Origin of the sequence: Streptomyces morookaense (genome assembly GCF_013030945.1) — a bacterium.
GTDB lineage: Bacteria > Actinomycetota > Actinomycetes > Streptomycetales > Streptomycetaceae > Streptomyces > Streptomyces morookaensis.
Window position 1 is genome coordinate 87,802 of sequence record NZ_JABBXF010000037.1, and the last position, 17,965, is coordinate 105,766.

17 protein-coding genes are annotated in these 17,965 nt (G+C 71.3%); 9 read left to right on the plus strand and 8 right to left on the minus strand.

Going from position 1 to position 17,965, the window contains the following annotated elements; translation table 11 throughout:
* Positions 1-89: 89 nt before the first annotated feature.
* Both HG542_RS17555 and HG542_RS17560 read right to left on the minus strand, forming a co-directional pair.
* Positions 90-587, minus strand: coding sequence for a type 1 periplasmic-binding domain-containing protein (locus HG542_RS17555; RefSeq protein ID WP_171082496.1), 498 nt, complete (start codon positions 585-587; stop codon positions 90-92).
* Between the two features lie 120 nt (positions 588-707).
* On the minus strand, positions 708-1,943 hold the full coding sequence (locus HG542_RS17560) for an FAD-dependent monooxygenase (protein WP_171082497.1): 1,236 nt from the start codon (positions 1,941-1,943) through the stop codon (positions 708-710).
* Positions 1,944-2,045: 102 nt separating this feature from the next.
* Here HG542_RS17560 and HG542_RS17565 point away from each other — a divergent pair, with 102 nt between their 5' ends.
* A complete protein-coding gene (locus HG542_RS17565; protein ID WP_171082499.1) occupies positions 2,046-2,780 on the plus strand; it encodes a TetR/AcrR family transcriptional regulator in 735 nt (244 codons plus the stop codon).
* A 57-nt stretch (positions 2,781-2,837) separates the two neighbouring features.
* On the plus strand, positions 2,838-3,725 hold the full coding sequence (locus HG542_RS17570) for a class I SAM-dependent methyltransferase (RefSeq protein WP_171082501.1): 888 nt from the start codon (positions 2,838-2,840) through the stop codon (positions 3,723-3,725).
* Between the two features lie 107 nt (positions 3,726-3,832).
* Here HG542_RS17570 and HG542_RS17575 read toward each other — a convergent pair whose 3' ends face one another.
* On the minus strand, positions 3,833-4,255 hold the full coding sequence (locus HG542_RS17575; protein WP_171082503.1) for a hypothetical protein: 423 nt from the start codon (positions 4,253-4,255) through the stop codon (positions 3,833-3,835).
* A gap of 262 nt (positions 4,256-4,517) precedes the next feature.
* On the opposite strand from HG542_RS17575, the gene HG542_RS17580 reads away from it, so the two are divergent.
* Together HG542_RS17580 and HG542_RS17585 are read left to right on the plus strand one after the other, a co-directional pair.
* Positions 4,518-5,810, plus strand: a complete 1,293-nt coding sequence (locus HG542_RS17580; RefSeq protein WP_171082505.1) for a DUF6986 family protein — start codon at positions 4,518-4,520, stop codon at positions 5,808-5,810.
* Between the two features lie 48 nt (positions 5,811-5,858).
* Positions 5,859-6,233 (plus strand): hypothetical protein, encoded by a 375-nt coding sequence (locus HG542_RS17585; RefSeq protein WP_171082507.1) that lies wholly within the window; start codon positions 5,859-5,861, stop codon positions 6,231-6,233.
* Between the two features lie 213 nt (positions 6,234-6,446).
* On the opposite strand, the gene HG542_RS17590 is transcribed toward HG542_RS17585, so the two are convergent.
* The gene (locus HG542_RS17590; RefSeq protein WP_171082585.1) at positions 6,447-7,439 is read right to left on the minus strand and encodes a LacI family DNA-binding transcriptional regulator; all 993 of its coding nucleotides are present in this window, start codon (positions 7,437-7,439) and stop codon (positions 6,447-6,449) included.
* Positions 7,440-7,685: 246 nt separating this feature from the next.
* On the opposite strand from HG542_RS17590, the gene HG542_RS17595 reads away from it, so the two are divergent.
* A complete protein-coding gene (locus tag HG542_RS17595; RefSeq protein ID WP_171082509.1) occupies positions 7,686-8,648 on the plus strand; it encodes an ROK family protein in 963 nt (320 codons plus the stop codon).
* Between the two features lie 95 nt (positions 8,649-8,743).
* Positions 8,744-9,784 carry an NUDIX hydrolase gene (locus HG542_RS17600; RefSeq protein ID WP_171082510.1) on the plus strand — a complete coding sequence of 347 codons (1,041 nt, stop codon included), beginning with the start codon at positions 8,744-8,746 and terminating at the stop codon, positions 9,782-9,784.
* Positions 9,785-9,937: 153 nt separating this feature from the next.
* On the opposite strand, the gene HG542_RS17605 is transcribed toward HG542_RS17600, so the two are convergent.
* Positions 9,938-11,323, minus strand: a complete 1,386-nt coding sequence (locus tag HG542_RS17605; RefSeq protein WP_171082512.1) for a dipeptidase — start codon at positions 11,321-11,323, stop codon at positions 9,938-9,940.
* A gap of 210 nt (positions 11,324-11,533) precedes the next feature.
* Between HG542_RS17605 and HG542_RS17610 the strand changes: the two genes are divergently transcribed.
* A complete protein-coding gene (locus HG542_RS17610; RefSeq protein ID WP_171082587.1) occupies positions 11,534-12,730 on the plus strand; it encodes a geranylgeranyl reductase family protein in 1,197 nt (398 codons plus the stop codon).
* Between the two features lie 231 nt (positions 12,731-12,961).
* On the plus strand, positions 12,962-13,903 hold the full coding sequence (locus tag HG542_RS17615; protein WP_171082514.1) for an RpnC/YadD family protein: 942 nt from the start codon (positions 12,962-12,964) through the stop codon (positions 13,901-13,903).
* 336 nt (positions 13,904-14,239) lie between these two features.
* Here the strand turns inward: HG542_RS17615 and HG542_RS17620 are convergent, their stop codons facing one another.
* Together HG542_RS17620 and HG542_RS17625 are read right to left on the minus strand one after the other, a co-directional pair.
* Positions 14,240-14,770, minus strand: coding sequence for an NUDIX domain-containing protein (locus HG542_RS17620; RefSeq protein ID WP_171082517.1), 531 nt, complete (start codon positions 14,768-14,770; stop codon positions 14,240-14,242).
* Entirely contained in the window at positions 14,767-16,023 is a 1,257-nt protein-coding gene (locus HG542_RS17625) for a helix-turn-helix domain-containing protein (RefSeq protein WP_171082519.1), read from the minus strand. The genes HG542_RS17620 and HG542_RS17625 overlap by 4 nt, the downstream gene beginning before the upstream one ends.
* Before the next feature lie 724 nt (positions 16,024-16,747).
* Between HG542_RS17625 and HG542_RS17630 the strand changes: the two genes are divergently transcribed.
* Positions 16,748-17,023 carry an RpnC/YadD family protein gene (locus tag HG542_RS17630; protein ID WP_171082521.1) on the plus strand — a complete coding sequence of 92 codons (276 nt, stop codon included), beginning with the start codon at positions 16,748-16,750 and terminating at the stop codon, positions 17,021-17,023.
* Positions 17,024-17,059: 36 nt separating this feature from the next.
* Here the strand turns inward: HG542_RS17630 and HG542_RS17635 are convergent, their stop codons facing one another.
* Positions 17,060-17,962 (minus strand): DUF2797 domain-containing protein, encoded by a 903-nt coding sequence (locus tag HG542_RS17635; protein WP_171082523.1) that lies wholly within the window; start codon positions 17,960-17,962, stop codon positions 17,060-17,062.
* Positions 17,963-17,965: the final 3 nt, after the last annotated feature.

Below are 17,965 nucleotides of genomic sequence, written 5' to 3' on the forward strand. Positions count from 1 at the left end.
TGGACATGCCTTTAGTGATTCTTTATTTGTCCTAGATCCAAGATCGCAGTCATAAATGGCTTGATGTGGGGATAACCAGCGCCAATCGGTCACTTATTCACCGCATCCTCCACTGCCTTCGCCACGGCGGACCGGATGTCCCGGGAAGGTTGAATCACCGTCACATTCCTGTCCTGCTTGCCCTCGCCGACCACCACGAATCGGGCTTCGGGTGTTCTGGCGGCGACCTCTTCCGCAGCTGCTCCGCGGGTCCGGCCGACGGTGAGCACGATGTCGCAGCGGCGCTGTACCAAGGTGTTCACGTAGGGCACGGCGTTTGCGACGGTGTCCGGACCGAACACCGAGAGAGATGTCACCTTCGCGTGCGTGGCCGAGGACGCGTCCTCCATACCGGCCCAGACGGGGGCTGTATCGGCCCCCGCCGCTCCGCGGCCGTCGGTCAGCAGGCAGGCGCTGTGGTCGGTGTACTGACGCGCCCTCGGTTTCCGGGCCCCGTCTTCGCCGTTGCTCAGCATGATGGCCGCAACCAGCCCGCCTGTCAGGACCACTGCCCCGGCGCCCACTGCGATCCATGACTTGCGACGCATCCCGCATCCTCCCTGGTGAGAGCGAGCCTGCTGCCCGCTCCTGAGTCCGCGTGAGCATAGACACAGACCAGGAGGGTTGCCGCAACCGGGGCATCCGGCAATGCCCGTGCGGGCAAGAGCTCAGCAGCTTGCAAAGTCGACCACCGGCGCAACATCCGGCAGCTCCACCCCGCTGCTCACCTCCTGCCCCACCCTCAGCATCAGGTCGAGCAGGAACCGACGCGACAGCAGTCCGTTGCGCAGGCGCAGCCCAAGCGTGGTGCCCGGTGCGAGGAACTTGCCCGTGCGGTCGCCGCCCTTCTGGCAGCCCTGGGCGTAGGTGCGCAGCGCCGACTCGTACCGGCGGAAAGCCGCTTGGTGATCGCCGCCGGAGCGGGCGAGTTCGGTGGCCAGGACGTAGGCGGCCACCACTGCCGTCCCCGTGCCCATGCCGCCGATGGTCGCGCCGCATGCCGCGTCGCCGACGAGGGCGATCCGGCCCTTGGACCATGCTGGCACGTCCGCCCGGCTGATCGAGTCGAAGTACAGTTCCGGCGCCGCGTGCAGGGAGTCCAGCAGGCGCGGCACCTCCCAGCCCATGCCCGCGAAGGCGTCGGCCACGAGGCGCTTCTGCTGCTCCGGGTCGTGGCGGTCGTACGTCAGCTCGGGGGCGGCGAAGACGAAGAAGGCTCCCGCCCGGTCCGGGTCGTGGTGGTCCACGCCCACGGAGGCGAGCCGGCCCGGGGTGTTGTGGCCGACCGAACCGGACGTCAGGCCCAGGTAGTTGGGGAGTTGCCAGGTGGCCGCATAGTAGCCGAGGTGGCTCACGTACGACCGCTCCGGGCCGAAGGCGAGGCGGCGGATGTTGGAGTGCAGTCCGTCCGCACCGATCACCAGGTCGAACTCGCGCGTGGCGCCATGCCGGAAGTCGGCGCGCACGCCTGTCGGCGTCTCCGTGAGGGCGGTGACCGAGTCGCCGAAGACGTACTCGGTGTACGGGAGACTGTGCTCGTACAGCACCCGCGCCAGGTCGCCGCGCAGCACCTCCAGCTCGCCGCCCGCGAACTCCCCGGGCAGGTGGAGCAGTTGACGGCCGTCGGCGTCGACGAAGCGCATCGGGCTGCCGCCCGTCCGGATCCGGCGCAGCTCGGGCAGGACATCGCCCATGCGCTCCAGGACCGTCATGTGTGTCTCGCCGCGGAAGTCGACCGCCTGGCCGCCGCCCCGCAGGGCCGGGGCCAGTTCGACGACCGTCGGCCGGTAGCCGTAGCGCCCCAGCCAGTAGGCCAGTGCCGGGCCGGCGATGCTCGCGCCCGAGATGAGGACAGTCCGGTTCTCGACAGTCCGGTTCCCGGAGGTGCTGCTGCTCCTGCTCATGGGTCCCTCCCCTTTCGGAAAACTGTGTCCGATGGACTCAGTAATTACTGTGTACCTTAGACACAGTTCTGTTGGTCCGGCAAGCCGGGGGAGGGTGCGTTCATGAACGGCAAGGAGCAGCACGCCGAAACGGTGCGGCTGTTGTGGGGGTCCCGTCCCGGGCCCGCCCGGGGGCCGCGGCGCACGCTCGACCTCGGCCGCATCGCGCAGGCCGGGATCGAGGTCGCGGACGCCGAAGGCCTGGACGCCGTGTCCATGCAGCGGGTCGCCGCCCTGCTGGGCGTCACCAAGATGGCGCTCTACCGGTACGTGCCCGGCAAGGCCGAGCTGATCTCCCTGATGGTGGACGCCTCGCTCGGTCCCGCACCGGCCCCCGCCGAAGGGGAAGGCTGGCGGGCGCAGCTCGACGACTGGGCGCGGCGGCTGTTCGCCGCCTTCCGGCTGCACCCGTGGGTGCTGGACGCCACTGTCGGGCCCCGCGTCATGGGCCCCATGGAGCTGTCCTGGATGGAGCGGGCCGTGGCCGCACTGGACGGTACGCGGCTCGGCGGTGCCCAGCGGATGGACGCCGCCGTCCTGTTGGTCAACCATGCGCGCGGAATCGCCGCCCAGACCCGCGCGGCCGGATCGGAGGGGGCCGAGCCCGAGAAGGAACTCGGCGCCGTCCTCGCGCAGTTGATGCAGGAGCACGGCGAGAGGTTCCCCGCGCTCGCCGCCGCCTTCGCCTCGGCGTCGGAACCCGGCGGAGGGCGGGACCAGGCCTGGGAGTTCGGGCTGGAGCGCATCCTGGACGGTCTGGCCGTCCTCATCGACGACGTGCTCGTCGAGGATGCATGAGCCCCGCGTTCATAAATCCGTTGGCACCGGCAAGGCCGGCCTCGTTAGCGTCGCGCCGTGACGTACGAGAGCCCGCTCGCCTATCTGCTCGGCCTCGAAGGCCTCGCCCTGCTGCGCTCGTTCACCGGAGAGCGCGACCGTGAGTTCGCCGCCGCGCGCATCGCCGAGATCCGGAAGCTGCTCGACGACGAGTCGCTGGCGGACGCGGCCGTGGACGTCGCCCGGGTGGACACGGTGGACGGCTACCGGATCTGGTCGCAGACCTACGACAGCCCCAACACGGCGTTCGCCGTCGACGAGCCGGTGATCGGGGAGATCCTCGACGCGCTGCCGGCCGGTACCGCCCTGGACGCCGCGTGCGGCACTGGCCGGATCGCGGCCCTGCTGGCCGGGCGCGGTCATCACGTCCTCGGCGTCGACAGCTCGCCGGACATGCTCGCGCAGGCGCGCACACGGGTGCCGGGCGGTGACTTCCGCCTCGGCGACCTGTGCCGGCTGCCCGTGGCCGACGATGCCGTGGACCTCGTCGTCTGCTCCCTGGCGTTGACCCATGTGCCCGATCTGCGGCCGGTACTGGCGGAGTTCGCCAGGGTGCTGCGCCCGGGCGGCCATCTGCTGACCTCCGACGTGCATCCCGAGAGGGTGGCGCGCGGTGCGGTTCCGTCGGTGCGCCTGCCGGACGGAACGCCTGGGCGCGTGGCGAGCCACTGCCACTCCACCGGGGACTATCTGCGTGCCGCACTCGCGGCGGGACTGCAGGTCCGGCGCTGCGAGGAGCCGCCGATGCTGGCCGGCCGGCGGTCGGGACAGGCACGCGCAAGCACACCGGTGCCGTGGGAACTCTGGCCGTGGGGCCTGGCGGATCTGGTGCCGGAGGCGGCGGAAGCGGCAACTGCGCGCGTACCGGCGGAAATCATCTGGCACTTTCGGTCGGCCGGGTCCTGAAGACGTCTGAGGCTGAAGGCGTCTGACGCTGAAGACGCGTGAGGCTGAAGACGCCTGAGCTGTCGGCGCCCGAGCCTGTCGGCCCGGGCGCCTCGGATCTCGTGCCGTCACTTCGGCGGGTGGCCGCAGCCGCCGCCGTTGGTGAGGCAGGCGCGGAACGTCAGGTGCTTGATGTCCGTGTAGTCACCGCTGAACGGAACGCCGTAGGAGATGTCGTACCCGGCAGCCTTCACTCCGACCCAGCGGTCATTGTTGATGTTGGCCTGAAGGTAGAGCGACCTGCCGTCCCGATGGTTGTCGAAGAACCTTCCCCAGTACGAACCGTTGTAACTGCCATGGCTGTTGCCGTACCAGTTCCAGCAGACGTCGATGTGATCGGAACGAACCCACAGGGTGGCGCACTTCTGGTTCTGGGCGGCCGGCGCGTGCGGTTGCGCCTGAGCCGGGCCGCTCGCCCCCAGCGTGGCCAGCGCGGCCGTACCGAGAGCGGCAGCCGCCAGGGCTGCGCGATGCTTCGCCTTCGCTGTCATCTTCCCCCATGATGGTCATGTGCCGGGCACTTCCTTGCACTTCCTGCCTGGTCGGCCATCGGAAAGCTACGGGACGGGGCGCGACAGGCGCGTCAAACGGGCGATTGAATCCCGGCTCCACCCTCCGGTGTAGTCGGACCTCTGCTGCAACTGGAGCGGTAGGGATCCGAGCAGCCGGTGTTGACCCCCTCTGCCCCCGCGATTAACTTCGCCCCACGGATGGTCATTTCCGTGCAGCGGAAGTCTGGAGGGCGGCAGCGACATGGAAGAGCACCAACAGCACACGATCACGACGACCTTCGCCCCCGCCCTCCCCGCGCGCATCGCCGCCTCCCTCGCCCACGTCGACGCCGAACTCGCCCGCCGCTATCCGGGCGACCCCGGTACCCGGCAGCCCGTGCACACCGTCTACGTCCCCGCCGACGCCTTCGCGGCCGGCACCGTCCGTTCCTGGGGCGACCGGGCGCTCGCCGCACTCGACGAACACGCCCCCGATGCCGACACGTTCGGCAACATCCTCCGCATGCCCGCGGCCCTCGCCGCCCCCGTGTACGAGCGCATACGCGCCAAGCTGCGCCGCGAACCCGTCGAGGATCTGCGGATCGACTTCGAGGACGGCTACGGGCCGCGCCCACACGCCGAGGAGGACGCGGCCGCCGCCCGGGCGGCGCGCCTCGTGGCCGAGGCGTACGAACAGGGCACGGCCGCCCCGTACATGGGGATCCGCATGAAGTGCCTGGAGGCCCCCGTCCGCGACCGCGGCATCCGTACCCTCGACATCTTCCTCACCGGACTCATGGAGGCCGGAGGGCTGCCGGACGGGCTCGTGCTCACCCTGCCCAAGGTCACGTACCCCGAACAGGTCGCCGCCATGGTGCAGTTGGCCGAGGAGTTCGAGCAGGCGCGCGGGCTGGTGGCCGGGCGGATCCGGTTCGAGATACAGGTCGAGACCACCCAGGCCGTGCTCGGCGCCGACGGGCGCGCCACCGTGGCCCGGCTCATCGAGGCCGGCGGCGGGCGCGTCACCTCCCTCCACTACGGCACCTTCGACTACAGCGCCGCATGCGGCGTGAGCCCTGCCCACCAGTCGCCCGACCACCCGGTGGCCGACCACGCCAAGGCCGTGATGCAGGTGGCGGCCGCCGGTACGGGGGTGCGGCTGTCGGACGGGTCCACGAACGTGCTGCCCGTCGGGACGACCGAGCGCGTCCACGAGGCCTGGCGGCTCCATCACCGGCTCGTCCGGCGGTCGTTGGCCCGCGCCTACCACCAGGGCTGGGACATGCACCCTGCTCACCTGCCCACGCGCTACGCCGCCGTCTATTCCTTCTACCGGGAGGGTGTGGAGCAGGCCGTGTCCCGTCTCGCCGCCTACATCGCCGGGTCGACGGGCGCCGGCGTCCTCGACGAACCCGCCACCGCCCGCGCGCTCGGCAGCCACCTGCTGCGCGGTCGCGACTGCGGGGCGATCGACGAGTCGGAGGTCGCCGCGCCGGCCTGGGCGGATATCGAGCGGCTGGCCGGGCGGGCCCGGTCCGGCGACCTGAGTATCTGAGTACGAGAGCGGATAGGCGGCCGCGATCCTGTCCTCCAGGATGGGGGCATGACCGAAAGAACCGACATGGTGCGCGCCCACGACGGCAGAGGCGTGCTCGTTCTCTCCATTCTCGTGCTGGCGGCATTCTTCCTGGCGCCCAGCGTGTGGGTATGGTCGCAGGCCCTCGACACCGTCCGGCACCCGTCGTCGTTCGACTGGAAGAGCAATCACGACAACCACGTCCAGTTCGCCGCGGTTTCCGCCATCGTCTTCGGCACACCCCTGACCGGGGCCTTCCTGGGCGGGATCGTCGCGAGCGCCCGCGGGAAGCATGGAGGAGTCGGGGCCGCGACCGGGGCGTTCCTGGGGGCGCTGGGGCTGTTGCTCTGCGGCGTGGTGGGGTTCGTCTGGATGCTCAGCAATGTGACGTTCGAGTTCTGACGCCCCACCCCTGGTGCGTGTGTCCTAGGGCGTGTCCGACGGGTCGGCGCGGGCCCCGCGACGCCTGGCACGGCACCTCGCCGCGTTGTCGCATCACCCGAGTACGCCCAGTACGCGGGTAATGCTCCGCCTTGCGATGCTCCCCCAGCTACCGCTGGGAGGTGCCCCCAGCACCAGACGCCGCGGAGCCTGCGCCGACCCATCGGACACGCCCTAGGGGGTGTCCGCCGGCGGCAGTTCCCCCGACCCCCGCGCGATCAGCCGTGTCGGCAGCACCACTTGGCGCGGTTGCTCACCCGCGCCGTCCAGGCGGCGGAAGAGGAGTTCCGCCGCCGTGCGGCCCAGGCGTGCCGCGTCCTGGGCGACGACCGTCACGGCGGGGGAGAGCAGGTCGGCGAGTTCGAGGTCGTCGAAGCCGACCAGCGCGACGGGGCGGGGGTGCCGGGCGAGGACGCGGACGGCCGTTGCCGTCACACGGTTGTTGCCCGTGAAGAGGGCCGTCACCGGGTGCGGTCCCGTGAGCATGCGTTGCGCCTCGGCCGCCACGCGCTCGGGGGTCGTGGGGCCCAGCGAGATCCGGGAGTCGTCCGCGGGAAGGCCCGCGGCGTCCAGCGCGGCGTGGTAGCCGCGCAGTCGCTCGGTCGCGGTGTGGACGGTGGGGCGGTCGCCGATGAAGCCGATGCGGCGGTGGCCGTGGGCGACGAGGTGGGCGACGCCGTCGCGGGCGCCGCCGAAGTTGTCGGAGAGCACCGCGTCGGCGTCGATCCGGCCCGCGGGGCGGTCGACGAAGACCGTGGCGACGCCCGCCGCTATCTCCGGTTCCAGGTAGCGGTGGTCGTGTCCGGCCGGGATCACGATGAGGCCGTCGACGCGGCGGGCGCACAGGGCGAGGGCGAGTTCGCGCTCGCGGTCGGCGTTCTCCGCGCTGGAGCCGTTGAAGAGCAGGGCGCCGTGGTCGCGGGCGACCTCCTCGACGGCACGGTTGAGCGGGGCGTAGAAGGGGTCGGCCAGGTCCTCCAGGACCAGGCCGATGGAGGCGGTGCGGCCCTTGCGCAGGATGCGGGCGCTGTCGTTGCGGCGGAAGCCGAGGGCGCCGATCGCCTCGCGGACGCGCCGCTCGGTGTCCGCCGTGACCCCTGGCTCGCCGTTGACCACGCGCGATACGGTCTTCAGGCCCACCCCGGCGCGGGCGGCCACGTCCTTCATCGTCGGGCGGGTGCCGTAGCGGGGCTGCTGCGGGGTGCGGGGGGTGGCGGCGCGGTCGGTCACGGACGGCTCGTCCTCCGGAGCGGGGCGGGGTGGGGCGGTGGCCTGTTGGCGTGCTAGAGCATAGAGCCTGGACAACGTTGTCAAGAGCGGGGGAGACTGGGCGTTCCCCCTAGGGTCCGTGCCGACCCGTCGGACACGCCCCAGTGCCCCGCCCCGCATCCCGGTCAGGAGAGAACACCCCCCATGCACGACGGACTCGCCGGCCTCGTCGCCGCTCTCGACATCGGCGGCACCAAGATCGCCGGAGCGCTGGTGGACGGCCGGGGCCGGCTGCTCCTGCGGGCGCAGCGGCCGACCCCCGCGCACGCGGACGGTGCCACGGTGATGGGCGCCGTGGCCCAGGTGCTCGACGAGCTGCGCCGCTCGGCCGACTGGTCCCGGGTGCGGGCCGCGGGAATCGGCAGCGCGGGGCCCGTGGACGCCTCCACGGGCACCGTCAGCCCGGTCAACGTGCCCGGCTGGCGCGGGTTTCCACTGGTCGCCGAGGTGACGCGGCGCATCGGCGGACTGCCCGTGGTGCTCGTCGGGGACGGGGTCGCGATGACCGCGGCCGAGCACTGGCGGGGCGCGGCCCGCGGCCGGGCCAACGCGCTGTGCATGGTGGTCTCCACCGGCGTGGGCGGCGGACTCGTCCTCGGCGGCCGGCTGCACACCGGGCCCACGGGCAACGCGGGCCATATCGGGCACATCAGCGTCGACTTGGACGGCGACCCCTGCGCCTGCGGCGGCCGCGGCTGCGTCGAGCGGATCGCCAGCGGACCCCATATCGCCCGCCGCGCACGGGAGTCCGGCTGGCGGCCGGGGCCCGACGGTGACGCGAGCGCCGCCGGTGTCGCCGTGGCCGCCCGCGCCGGGGACCCCCTCGCCCTCGCCTCCTTCGCCCGGGCGGCCCGGGCGCTCGCCGCGGGCATCGCGGCCACGGCGACGCTCGTCGAGATCGAGGTGGCCGTGATAGGCGGCGGCGTGGCCGGTGCCGGGGACATCCTCTTCGCCCCGTTGCGGGAGCAGTTGCGCGAGTACGCCACGCTCTCGTTCACGGCGGGCATCGAGGTCGTGCCCGCCCGGCTCGGCGGCGACGCCGGCCTGGTGGGGGCCGCGGCCGCAGCCGCGGAGGCGCTGGGGCTGTGGGGAACTGCCGCGTCCTGAGCGCATGGTGTTGACCCTGCACCATGCCGCTCGTACACCTTTCCGTGGCAAGGTGTACCGGGCAGTACACAGGGGGCTACGGAAAAGGGGGAACCGTGATCGTCTGGCTGAACGGCGCGTTCGGTGCGGGGAAGACCAGTACGGCGCGCCGGCTGACCGAGCTCATCCCCGGCAGCACCCTCTACGACCCCGAGGTGACCGGCGGGGCACTGCGCCATCTGCTGCCGGCGCCGCGCATGGCGGGGGTGACCGACTACCAGGACCTGCCGGTCTGGCGCCGCATGGTGGTGGACACGGCGGCGGCGCTGCTCGCGGAGCTGGGCGGCGTGCTCGTCGTCCCCATGACGCTGCTGCGGCAGGAGTACCGGGACGAGATCTTCGGGGGGCTGGCCTCGCGGCGGATCCCGGTACGGCATGTGCTGCTGGCCCCCGAGGAAACGATCCTGCGCTCGCGGATCGAGGGGCGGGTGGAGTTCGCGCACGACCCCGTGCGCAGCGAGGCCGTCCGGCAGTGGGCACGGGAGCATCTCGCCCCCTACGGCGAGGCGTTGGAGACCTGGCTCAAGGACGACGCCTTCGCCGTCGACAACAGCCGGCTCACGCCGCAGGAGACGGCCGAGCGTGTCGCGGAGGCGGTGCGCAGCGGGGCCGCCGGGCCGTGCGAGATCGTGCAGACGCCGGAGCCGACGGCCGAGACGCTCGCCGCGGGGGTGCTGCTGTTCGACGAGGACGACCGGGTGCTGCTGGTGGACCCCACGTACAAGCCGGGCTGGGAGTTCCCGGGCGGCGTCGTGGAACCGGGGGAGCCGCCCGCGAGGGCCGGGATGCGGGAGGTGGCGGAGGAGATCGGGATCGAACTCCCCGCGGTGCCCCGCCTGTTGGTCGTCGACTGGGAGCCGCCGACGCCGCCGGGGTACGGGGGCCTGCGCTTCCTCTTCGACGGCGGGCGGCTCACCGGGGCCGATGCGCGACGGCTGTTGCTGCCGGGGTCGGAGCTGCGGGGGTGGCGGTTCGTGACGGAGGACGAGGCGACGTCCATGCTGCCGCCGGTGCGGCTGAGCCGCTTGCGGTGGGCCCTGCGGGCACGGGAGCGGGGGAGGGCGCTCAACCTGGAGGCGGGGGTTCCCGTGGGGTGACGGTTCCCCGCGCCCGTAAGGGGCGCGGGGAACTGCGCGACCAGCCACCGACGGCCCGCAGTTGACGCACCACCGGGATCCGGGCGAAGCCCGGGAAGGCAATGGAAGTCATCTCACTGCGGGGCGCGAGAATCCGCCGGACCCGCGTAGCGATCAGCCCTTGCTGCGCGCGTAGTTCACCAGGAACAGCGCCTCCGCCAGCGACAGCCGCTCCAGTTCCTCCGGCGACACGCTCTCGTTCACCGCGTGGATCTGGGCCTCCGGCTCGCTCAGGCCGATCAGGAGGATCTCCGTCTCCGGGTAGAGCGAGGCCAGCGTGTTGCACAGCGGGATGGAGCCGCCCATGCCGGCGGTCTGCATCTCCTCGCCGGGGTACGCCACCTGCATCGCCTCGGCCATCGAGGCGTACGCGGGGCTCTGCGTGTCGGCCTGGAAGGGCTGACCCTGGCCGACCTGGTCCACGGAGACGCGCGCGTCCCACGGGGCCGCCGCCTCCAGGTGGGCGGCGAGCAGCTTCGTCGCCTCGGCCGCGTCCATGCCCGGGGGCACGCGCAGGCTGATCAGGGCGCGGGCGCCCGCGTGGACGGACGGGGTGGCGCCGACGACCGGCGGGCAGTCGATGCCGAGCACCGTGACCGCGGGGCGGGCCCACAGCCGGTCGGCCACCGTGCCGGAGCCGATCAGGGAGACACCGTCCAGGACCTTCGCGTCCTTGCGGAAGTCCTCCTCCGGGTACTGCAGGCCCTCCCAGACGCCGCCCGCCTCCAGGCCGTCGACGGTCGTCGAACCGTCCTCGGCGCGCAGCGAGTCGAGGATGCGGATCAGGGCGGCCAGTGCGTCCGGCGCGGCACCGCCGAACATGCCGGAGTGCAGGTTGCCCTCCAGGGTGTCCACCTGGACCCGCACGAGCGTCATGCCGCGCAGCGTGGCCGTCACGGTCGGCAGGCCGAGCCGGAAGTTGCCGGCGTCGCCGATGACGATGGTGTCGGCGGTCAGCAGCTCGGGGTGCGCCTCGGCGTACTGCTGCAGGCCGCCGGTGCCCTGCTCCTCGGAGCCCTCGACGATCATCTTGACGGTGACCGGGATGCCGCCGTGCTCCTTGAGCGCCCGCAGCGCGGTCAGATGCATGATGAAGCCGCCCTTGCAGTCGGCGGCACCGCGCCCGTACCAGCGGCCGTCGCGCTCGGTCAGCTCGAAGGGCGGGGAGATCCAGGCGGCCTCGTCCAGCGGCGGCTGCACGTCGTAGTGCGCGTAGAGCAGCACCGTCGGGGCGCCGGCCGGGCCGGGCAGGATGCCGTAGACGGACTGGGTTCCGTCGGGGGTGTCCAGCAGGGCGACGTCCTCGAAGCCCTCGGAGCGCAGGGCGCCGGCCACCCAGGCCGCGGCCGCCTCGCACTCGCTCTTCGGGAACTGGGCCTCGTCCGCGACCGACTTGAAGGCGACCAGCTCGGCCAGCTCGGCCTTGGCGCGGGGCTGCAGCGAGGCGACGGTCGTCGCGAGTGCGGCCGGGTCCGGCTGGTGGGTCGGGGACGTGTCCATGGAACGCTCCTTGTGGGCGCGGCGTCGTGTCCGTGGGTGACGGGCGATCGTGGATGTGTCCCCCGATCCTCGCACGACCGCCCCGGACGTTCCCGCGGCGGGTGTCCCGGCCGGTGGGCCGTAGGATGCGGACCGTAGTCGTAGCCGGTGGTCGATGGGGAGCAGAACGCGGTGAGCAGCGACAGCACAGCCCGGGAAGAGGGCCGGGACGTGTCCGGTACGCCCGGTACGGAGCCGGTGTGGGACGTCGTGGTGGTGGGCGGCGGTCCCGCCGGGGCCTCCGCCGCGCACGCCGCGGCCGCCGCGGGCCGCCGGGTGCTGCTGCTGGAGAAGGCCGAACTGCCGCGCTACAAGACCTGCGGCGGCGGCATCATCGGCCCCTCGCGGGACGCCCTGCCGCCCGGCTTCCGGCTGCCGTTGCGGGACCGGATCCACGCCGTGACCTTCTCGCACAACGGCAGGATGGTCCGCACCCGCCGCTCCCGGCGGATGCTCTTCGGGCTCATCAACCGGCCGGAGTTCGACGCCGGCCTGGTGGACGCGGCGCGGGCCGCGGGTGCCGAGGTGCGCACCGGCGTGACCGTCTCCCGCGTCGAGCAGCACGGCCCGTCCGTGCCGGACCGCCGCACGGTGGCCGTCGTCCTCGGCGACGGCCGCACCCTGCTCGCCCGCGCCGTGGTGGGCGCGGACGGCAGCGCCGGCCGGATAGGGGCGCACGTCGGCGTGAAGCTCGCCCAGGTCGATCTCGGCCTGGAGGCCGAGATCCCGGTGCCGGCCTCCGTCGCCGAGGACTGGGCCGGCCGGGTGCTGATCGACTGGGGCCCGATTCCCGGCAGTTACGGCTGGGTCTTCCCGAAGGGCGACACCCTCACCGTCGGCGTCATCTCGGCGCGCGGCGAGGGCGCCGCCACCAAGCGCTACCTGGACGACTTCATCGGCCGCCTGGGCCTGGCGGGCTTCGAGCCGAGCATCTCCTCCGGCCACCTGACCCGTTGCCGGTCCGAGGACTCCCCGCTCTCCCGCGGCCGCGTCATCGTCTGCGGCGACGCGGCCGGCCTGCTGGAGCCGTGGACCCGCGAGGGCATCTCCTTCGCCCTGCGCTCCGGTCGCCTGGCGGGGGAGTGGGCCGTGCGCATCGCCGAGGCACAGGACGCCGTCGACGCGCGCCGGCAGGCGCTGAACTACGCCTTCGCCATCAAGGCGGGCCTCGGCGTGGAAATGGGCGTCGGCCGCCGCCTGCTGGCGCTCTTCGAGCGCCGTCCCGGGCTGTTCCATGCCGCGCTGACCGGATTCCCGCCTGCGTGGCGCGCGTTCGCGCAGATTGTGCGGGGGACGACATCGCTGGCCGAGATCGTGCGGACGCATCCGCTGGCGCGGCGGGTGCTGTCGGCGGTGGACCGGGGCTGAGGGGGCGAACCGCCTGCGGTGGGGTGCCGAGGCCGGTCGGTGCCGGAGCGTGCGCCCCCGCCGCAGCTACGTCGTCCCGCTGACGACGAGCGAGTGGTTCACCGGCTCGACAACGCCGGCTGTGGCTCTCCTGGGTGCCCCGTGGGCGGATACGGCACCTTCGCCACTCGAACGCGTGACTATCGATCGTTTGCCGAACGGGCTTGTGTGCCCTCTTCATAACGTCGGCCCATGGTCACTTCACATCACGAGGCCTCGCACCGGATCTTTCAGGACCGTCCGAAGCTGCTCGCGCCCGTGTTCAGGATCCTGGGCCTGCCGCCTCCCGAGAAGGCGACGGTCGAGGTGCTCACCGCGGACGCGACGGAGATCCGCCCGCTGGAGCGGCGGGTGGACAGCGTGCTGCGCATCGAACCCTCGGAGGGCGAGGGGTTCGTGCTCGCCATCGAGGCGCAGGGGCGTCGGGATCCGGACAAGGAGGCGAGCTGGGCCTACTACTTGGCCTACTTGACGGCGAAGTACGAGAGGCCGGCGCTCCTGCTCGTGGTGTGCCGTGACAAGGCGACCGCCGACTGGGCGGCCGGGCCGTTCCGGCTCGGCCCGGGCTACTGGAAGGCTCTGTCGGTTCATCCGTTGGTGGTGGGGCCGGGGAACGTCCCGGTGATCACGGACCCGGGGGAGGCTGCCGAAGACCTCACTTTGGCGGCGTTCGCGGCCATGACACATGGCCGTGGCCGGAACGCTGCGGCAATACTGGAGGCGCTGGCCTGTGCCCTGCGCACAGCCGACCCTGTGTCCTTCGCGTACTACTCGGAACTGCTGGAAGTCGGCCTGGCAGACGACCAGGCGAGAGAAATCTGGAGGAAGCTGATGGGTGTGGGCTCTTTCTTCCCCGGGCGTGGCACGCTCGTCGAGGAGAAGTACCTGGAGGGCAAGGCCGACGGAGCCGCCGAGGGCAAAGCCGCGGGGCTCGCGGAGGGGCTTGCCGAGGGCAAGGCCAAGGAGCGCGCACGGTTGGTGCTGCGTGTGCTGGAGCGGAGGGGGATTTCTGTGCCGGACGAGGTGCGGGAACGCCTCGCCGACTGCTCCGACCTGGATGTCCTGGATCGGTGGCTCGACCAGGCGTTCGTCGTCGCCACGGCCGAAGAGATCTTCGCCGAGGGCAGCTGCTGACTTTGCAGGCGTGGTGTCGTCAGAGGCAGGCCGGTTGCGGTGTGTCAGCCGGCCTGCCGATGCTCTTCCATGCCGCGCTGACCGGAGCGTTTGGCGGTTACACGTGAGCAGCCACCGGCCGGCCGGGGTGGAATCGACCACCCGGGCGCGCAGGCGATCTCTTTGGACCCGGTTGGCGCGCGGGCAGCCGGGTGACGGCGGCTGTCCGGCCGAAGCCGGGGGTCCATTCCTCCTGCAGGGGAGGCGAGTTGGTCATGGCGACCTGGAGCAGCCGCAATTGGTGGACGCCCGCACATGTCCGCTGGTGCGGCGCGTAACGGGAGCTCCTGGCCGTGTTTACATCCCGGCCTTCGCCGCCGTCCCGCTCGCCTCCCCACGGAGGTATCGCGGCACCCCGTCACCGAGCGCAGTAACGGCAGCCATGAAGCGGTGGGCGAGGCGTGGTCGGAGCAGCCTCTTCGCTTCGCCGACAGGGAAGTAGCCGAACTCGGACAGCTCGCCGTCTGCGAGGCGAATTTCGGCGGCTGTGTCGCTGTCGATTGCGCCGCCGTCAAAAATGAACGCCAGTTGATCGTCCCATGGCCCGTGCGGCGCGACCCAGTCCACGACCAGCAGACCCCGGATCGTTGCGGTCAGACAGAGTTCTTCCCTGAGCTCGCGAATCGCTGCGAGATCAGGTGCCTCATTGGCCTCGGCCATGCCGCCGGGAAGATCCCACCCGGGCTTATAGGTCGGTTTGACGAGGAGGAAATCCCCGGCTGCATCACGCAGAAGCACATCAGCGGCGACGCGTTTGCGGGCCTGTCTGGCATTTCCCTCCGCCAGGTACGCGTTCCATGCAGCAGGATCCGATGGCGTCGGCTTCATGTCGGACTGCCTTCGCCACGAGGCGGCATGAGGTCGGCGAGCAGCAGTGACCGTGTCCGTGCGAAGTCGTCCAGATGCGCCAGAAAATCTCTCATGGGCAAGTAGGACTGGTATTCCACCAGCCGACGCCTCAGGTCCGCCATGTGGTTGGCAACTCGTACCGAGCTCAGCGACGGGTCGGTGGACAGCAGGTCTCGACCGAACTGTACGACGGCGTCCATGTCGGCACGGTAGGCGTGGGCGGTCACCAAGGTGATGCGGCTCAATGCGAGGGAACGCGCTCGTCCCTTCTCGCACAGTCGGATTGCCTGTTCGGCATGTTTCACGGCGTCGTCGTACTTCCCCATGTCCCGCATGGCGAGGGCGGTTTCACTTGCCAGAGAGGCCATGTCGAAAGGGCTCACCCAAGGGTGTGCAGCGGTCTGCTGTTTTCCCAGGTCATGGTGCGCCCGGTCCAAAGCACGTGAGGCGGTGGCCGGTTGGTCGGCCACGGCAGCAGCTCTCGCCTTCATAGCGTGGAGTCTTGCGGTGAGTGAAGGGGCAGAAGGCCCGCGGCTGACAGCGTCGAGGCCGATGTGCGCCCAGTGCGCGGCGCCGGCCGGATCTCCTCTCTGGAGAGCCAGGTGACTGCTGCTGGCCGCGATGTTGGCGGAGAGCAACGAATCTCCGGCCGCCTGCGCGAGAGTCAGTGCACGTGCGAAGTGCCTTTCGGCGAGTTCGTCACGGCCTGAGTCGTGGGCCATCCACCCGGCCATTTCCGCGAAGGCCCCTGCCGCTGCGAAGACTTGGGGTTCGTTGTTGGCGTCGACCAGACGACGGGCAACGGTGTTGCTCAAGTGACGTACGACGGCTGCGTACAGACGTCCTCCGCCGCTTGCCCTGTCCGCGTCCCGGAACGTGGTCATGGCGGCGAGGTCGTCATCGTCGGCCACCTGCGGTGGTGACATGCCCTTGGCTGTATGAACTCGAGGTTCCCAAGGCCGGGTTGCAAGTCCGAGCATATGCCCGGGGATGCGAAAACCGTCGGCGATCTGTTCAAAGATCGCCAGCTTCTCCACCCGCCTCCTCCCGTTCATGTAATCGTAGAGTCGGCCTTGCGTGATCCCTGCGAGTTCGGCGATGAGGCGGGTGCTGAAACCGCGGTGATTGAGCAAGCGGAATACGGTACCCATGTCCCGGTTGGTGCACGCATGCCGGAACTGCTCGTCGTCAAGTAGCCCAGCGGCGAGGTGTTCACGGGGCGCCTGCTGCATCCTGACCCTCCTCCCCGGTTCAGGGCGACAGTACCTGCGGCGGCACGACTGACTCCATCCTGGCGTCACCTCAGGAGGTCACCCGTACTCCGGTCGTGGTCGTTCACTGGAGCAACAGCATTCACCTTGCCACGCGGACTGCGTGGCATGGCTGAGATGAGGAGGAACGGGTTGAACAGGCGGTCGGCGCCGATGACTTACCGAGTGGGCTCGTGGGTGGTGGACAAGGGACGAGGCGAGATCGGCCGGCTCATGGGGCATGAAGGGCCGTACATCCAACTGCGTCCGCCCGGCGGTGGCCGTGAGTGGGACGCACTGCCAGAGGCGCTGAGGCTGGCGACCGTCGAAGAACAGAGGCGAGCGGGAGTCAGGGAGGACCAACATCAGGCCGGTGGGCCTGGCAATGCACCGAACCGGGCGCCTGAGTGAAAGGCGGACAGGGATGGCAATGACGCGAGTGTGGTCGCAACGCGTGAAGCCCGGGGACGTGATCGTCGTAGAGGGTGAGGAGAGAGGAGTGAAGGACGTCCGCCAGGACTGGCGTTCGGGGACCATGGAGGTTGTGCTGACGTTCAAGGACGGCCTTCCGTTGCGGCTGGGCCCGTCGGATTCGGCCCGTCTGAGCGATGGCGTGCGAGCGGTGACGAGCGAGTAGTTCTACTACTCGGAACTGCTGGAAGTCGGCCTGGCAGACGACCAGGCGAGAGAAATCTGGAGGGATCTGATGGGTGTGGGCTCCTTCTTCCCCGGGCGTGGCACGCTCGTCGAGGAGAAGTACCTGGAGGGCAAGGCCGACGGAGTCGCCGAGGGGCTCGCCGAGGGCAAGGCCGAGGAGCGCGCACGGTTGGTGCTGCGTGTGCTGGAGCGGAGGGGGATTTCCGTGCCCGACGAGGTGAGGGAGCGCCTCGCCGACTGCTCCGACCTGGATGTCCTGGATCGGTGGCTCGACCAGGCGTTCGTCGTCTCCACGGCCGAAGAGATCTTCGCCGAGGGCGACTGAGCGCTTCGCGCGAAGTGCAGTGCGTCGACCGCTGGCTCAGAAAAGGGCTTCGGGACCCTCCGCCGTCGCCCCGTCGTTCCGCACGTCCGCCGTCGTTTCCGCATCCGGCGCCGCCGCCGCGAGGCCCCAGCCCGCCAACTGCCGGGCGTCCAGCAGCAGGAACCGCCCGTCCGCCGACTCCAGGTACACGTCCGGGCCCGCCACCGCCGCCACCCGCCCCGCCACCGTGCAGCCGGGGGCGAGGGCCACGACGCCGGGGTCCGGGCGCAGTCGGTCCAGGTGGAACGTGGCGTCGTGGTGGACCGGCGCGAACTCCCGTACCGCCAGCGACTCCGGGAGGCCGGGGAGGCGGCACGCGCGGGCGTGCAGGTCTGCCAGTTCCGTCGCGCGCGCGGCCTGCGGCGGCACGGGGTGGCGGGCTGCGCGCTTCGCCGCGTACGGGAAGCGGTCCGGTACCGCGAGTGCCGCGCCCAGGACCGACTCCGCGCGGCGGGCGGCCATCAGCGGGCCCCGGCCGAGCAACGCGTGGGAGAGCGCGGCCTGTTCGAGGAGCCGGGCCCCCTCGCGTTCGGTCGCCGTGATGCCGACCTTGATCAGGCCCGGGGCGAACCAGGCGAGGTAGACGTCGTACGGGCGGGGGTCGTCGGCGGCCGTGTCGGCCGCGACGGAGTGCGAGCGGTCCAGGCGCGCGCACTCGGGGCATTGCGCCGACACGGCGGCCGGCGGGACGACGGCCTCCGTCGGGCACGGGGTGTGGCGGCCGGCGCGGCGCACGCCCGTGCAGTGGCGTGCGGGGCCGGTGGTGAAGGCGAGTCGGCGTTCCGGCGGGAGAGGGGAGAGGCGGTCGCCGTGGGCGGGGTGGTGCCAGGTGAGCGCGGGGCCCTCGGCCGGGGACCAGCGGAGGCCGGTGCAGCGCCAGTCGGTGTGCATGGGGTGCATTCT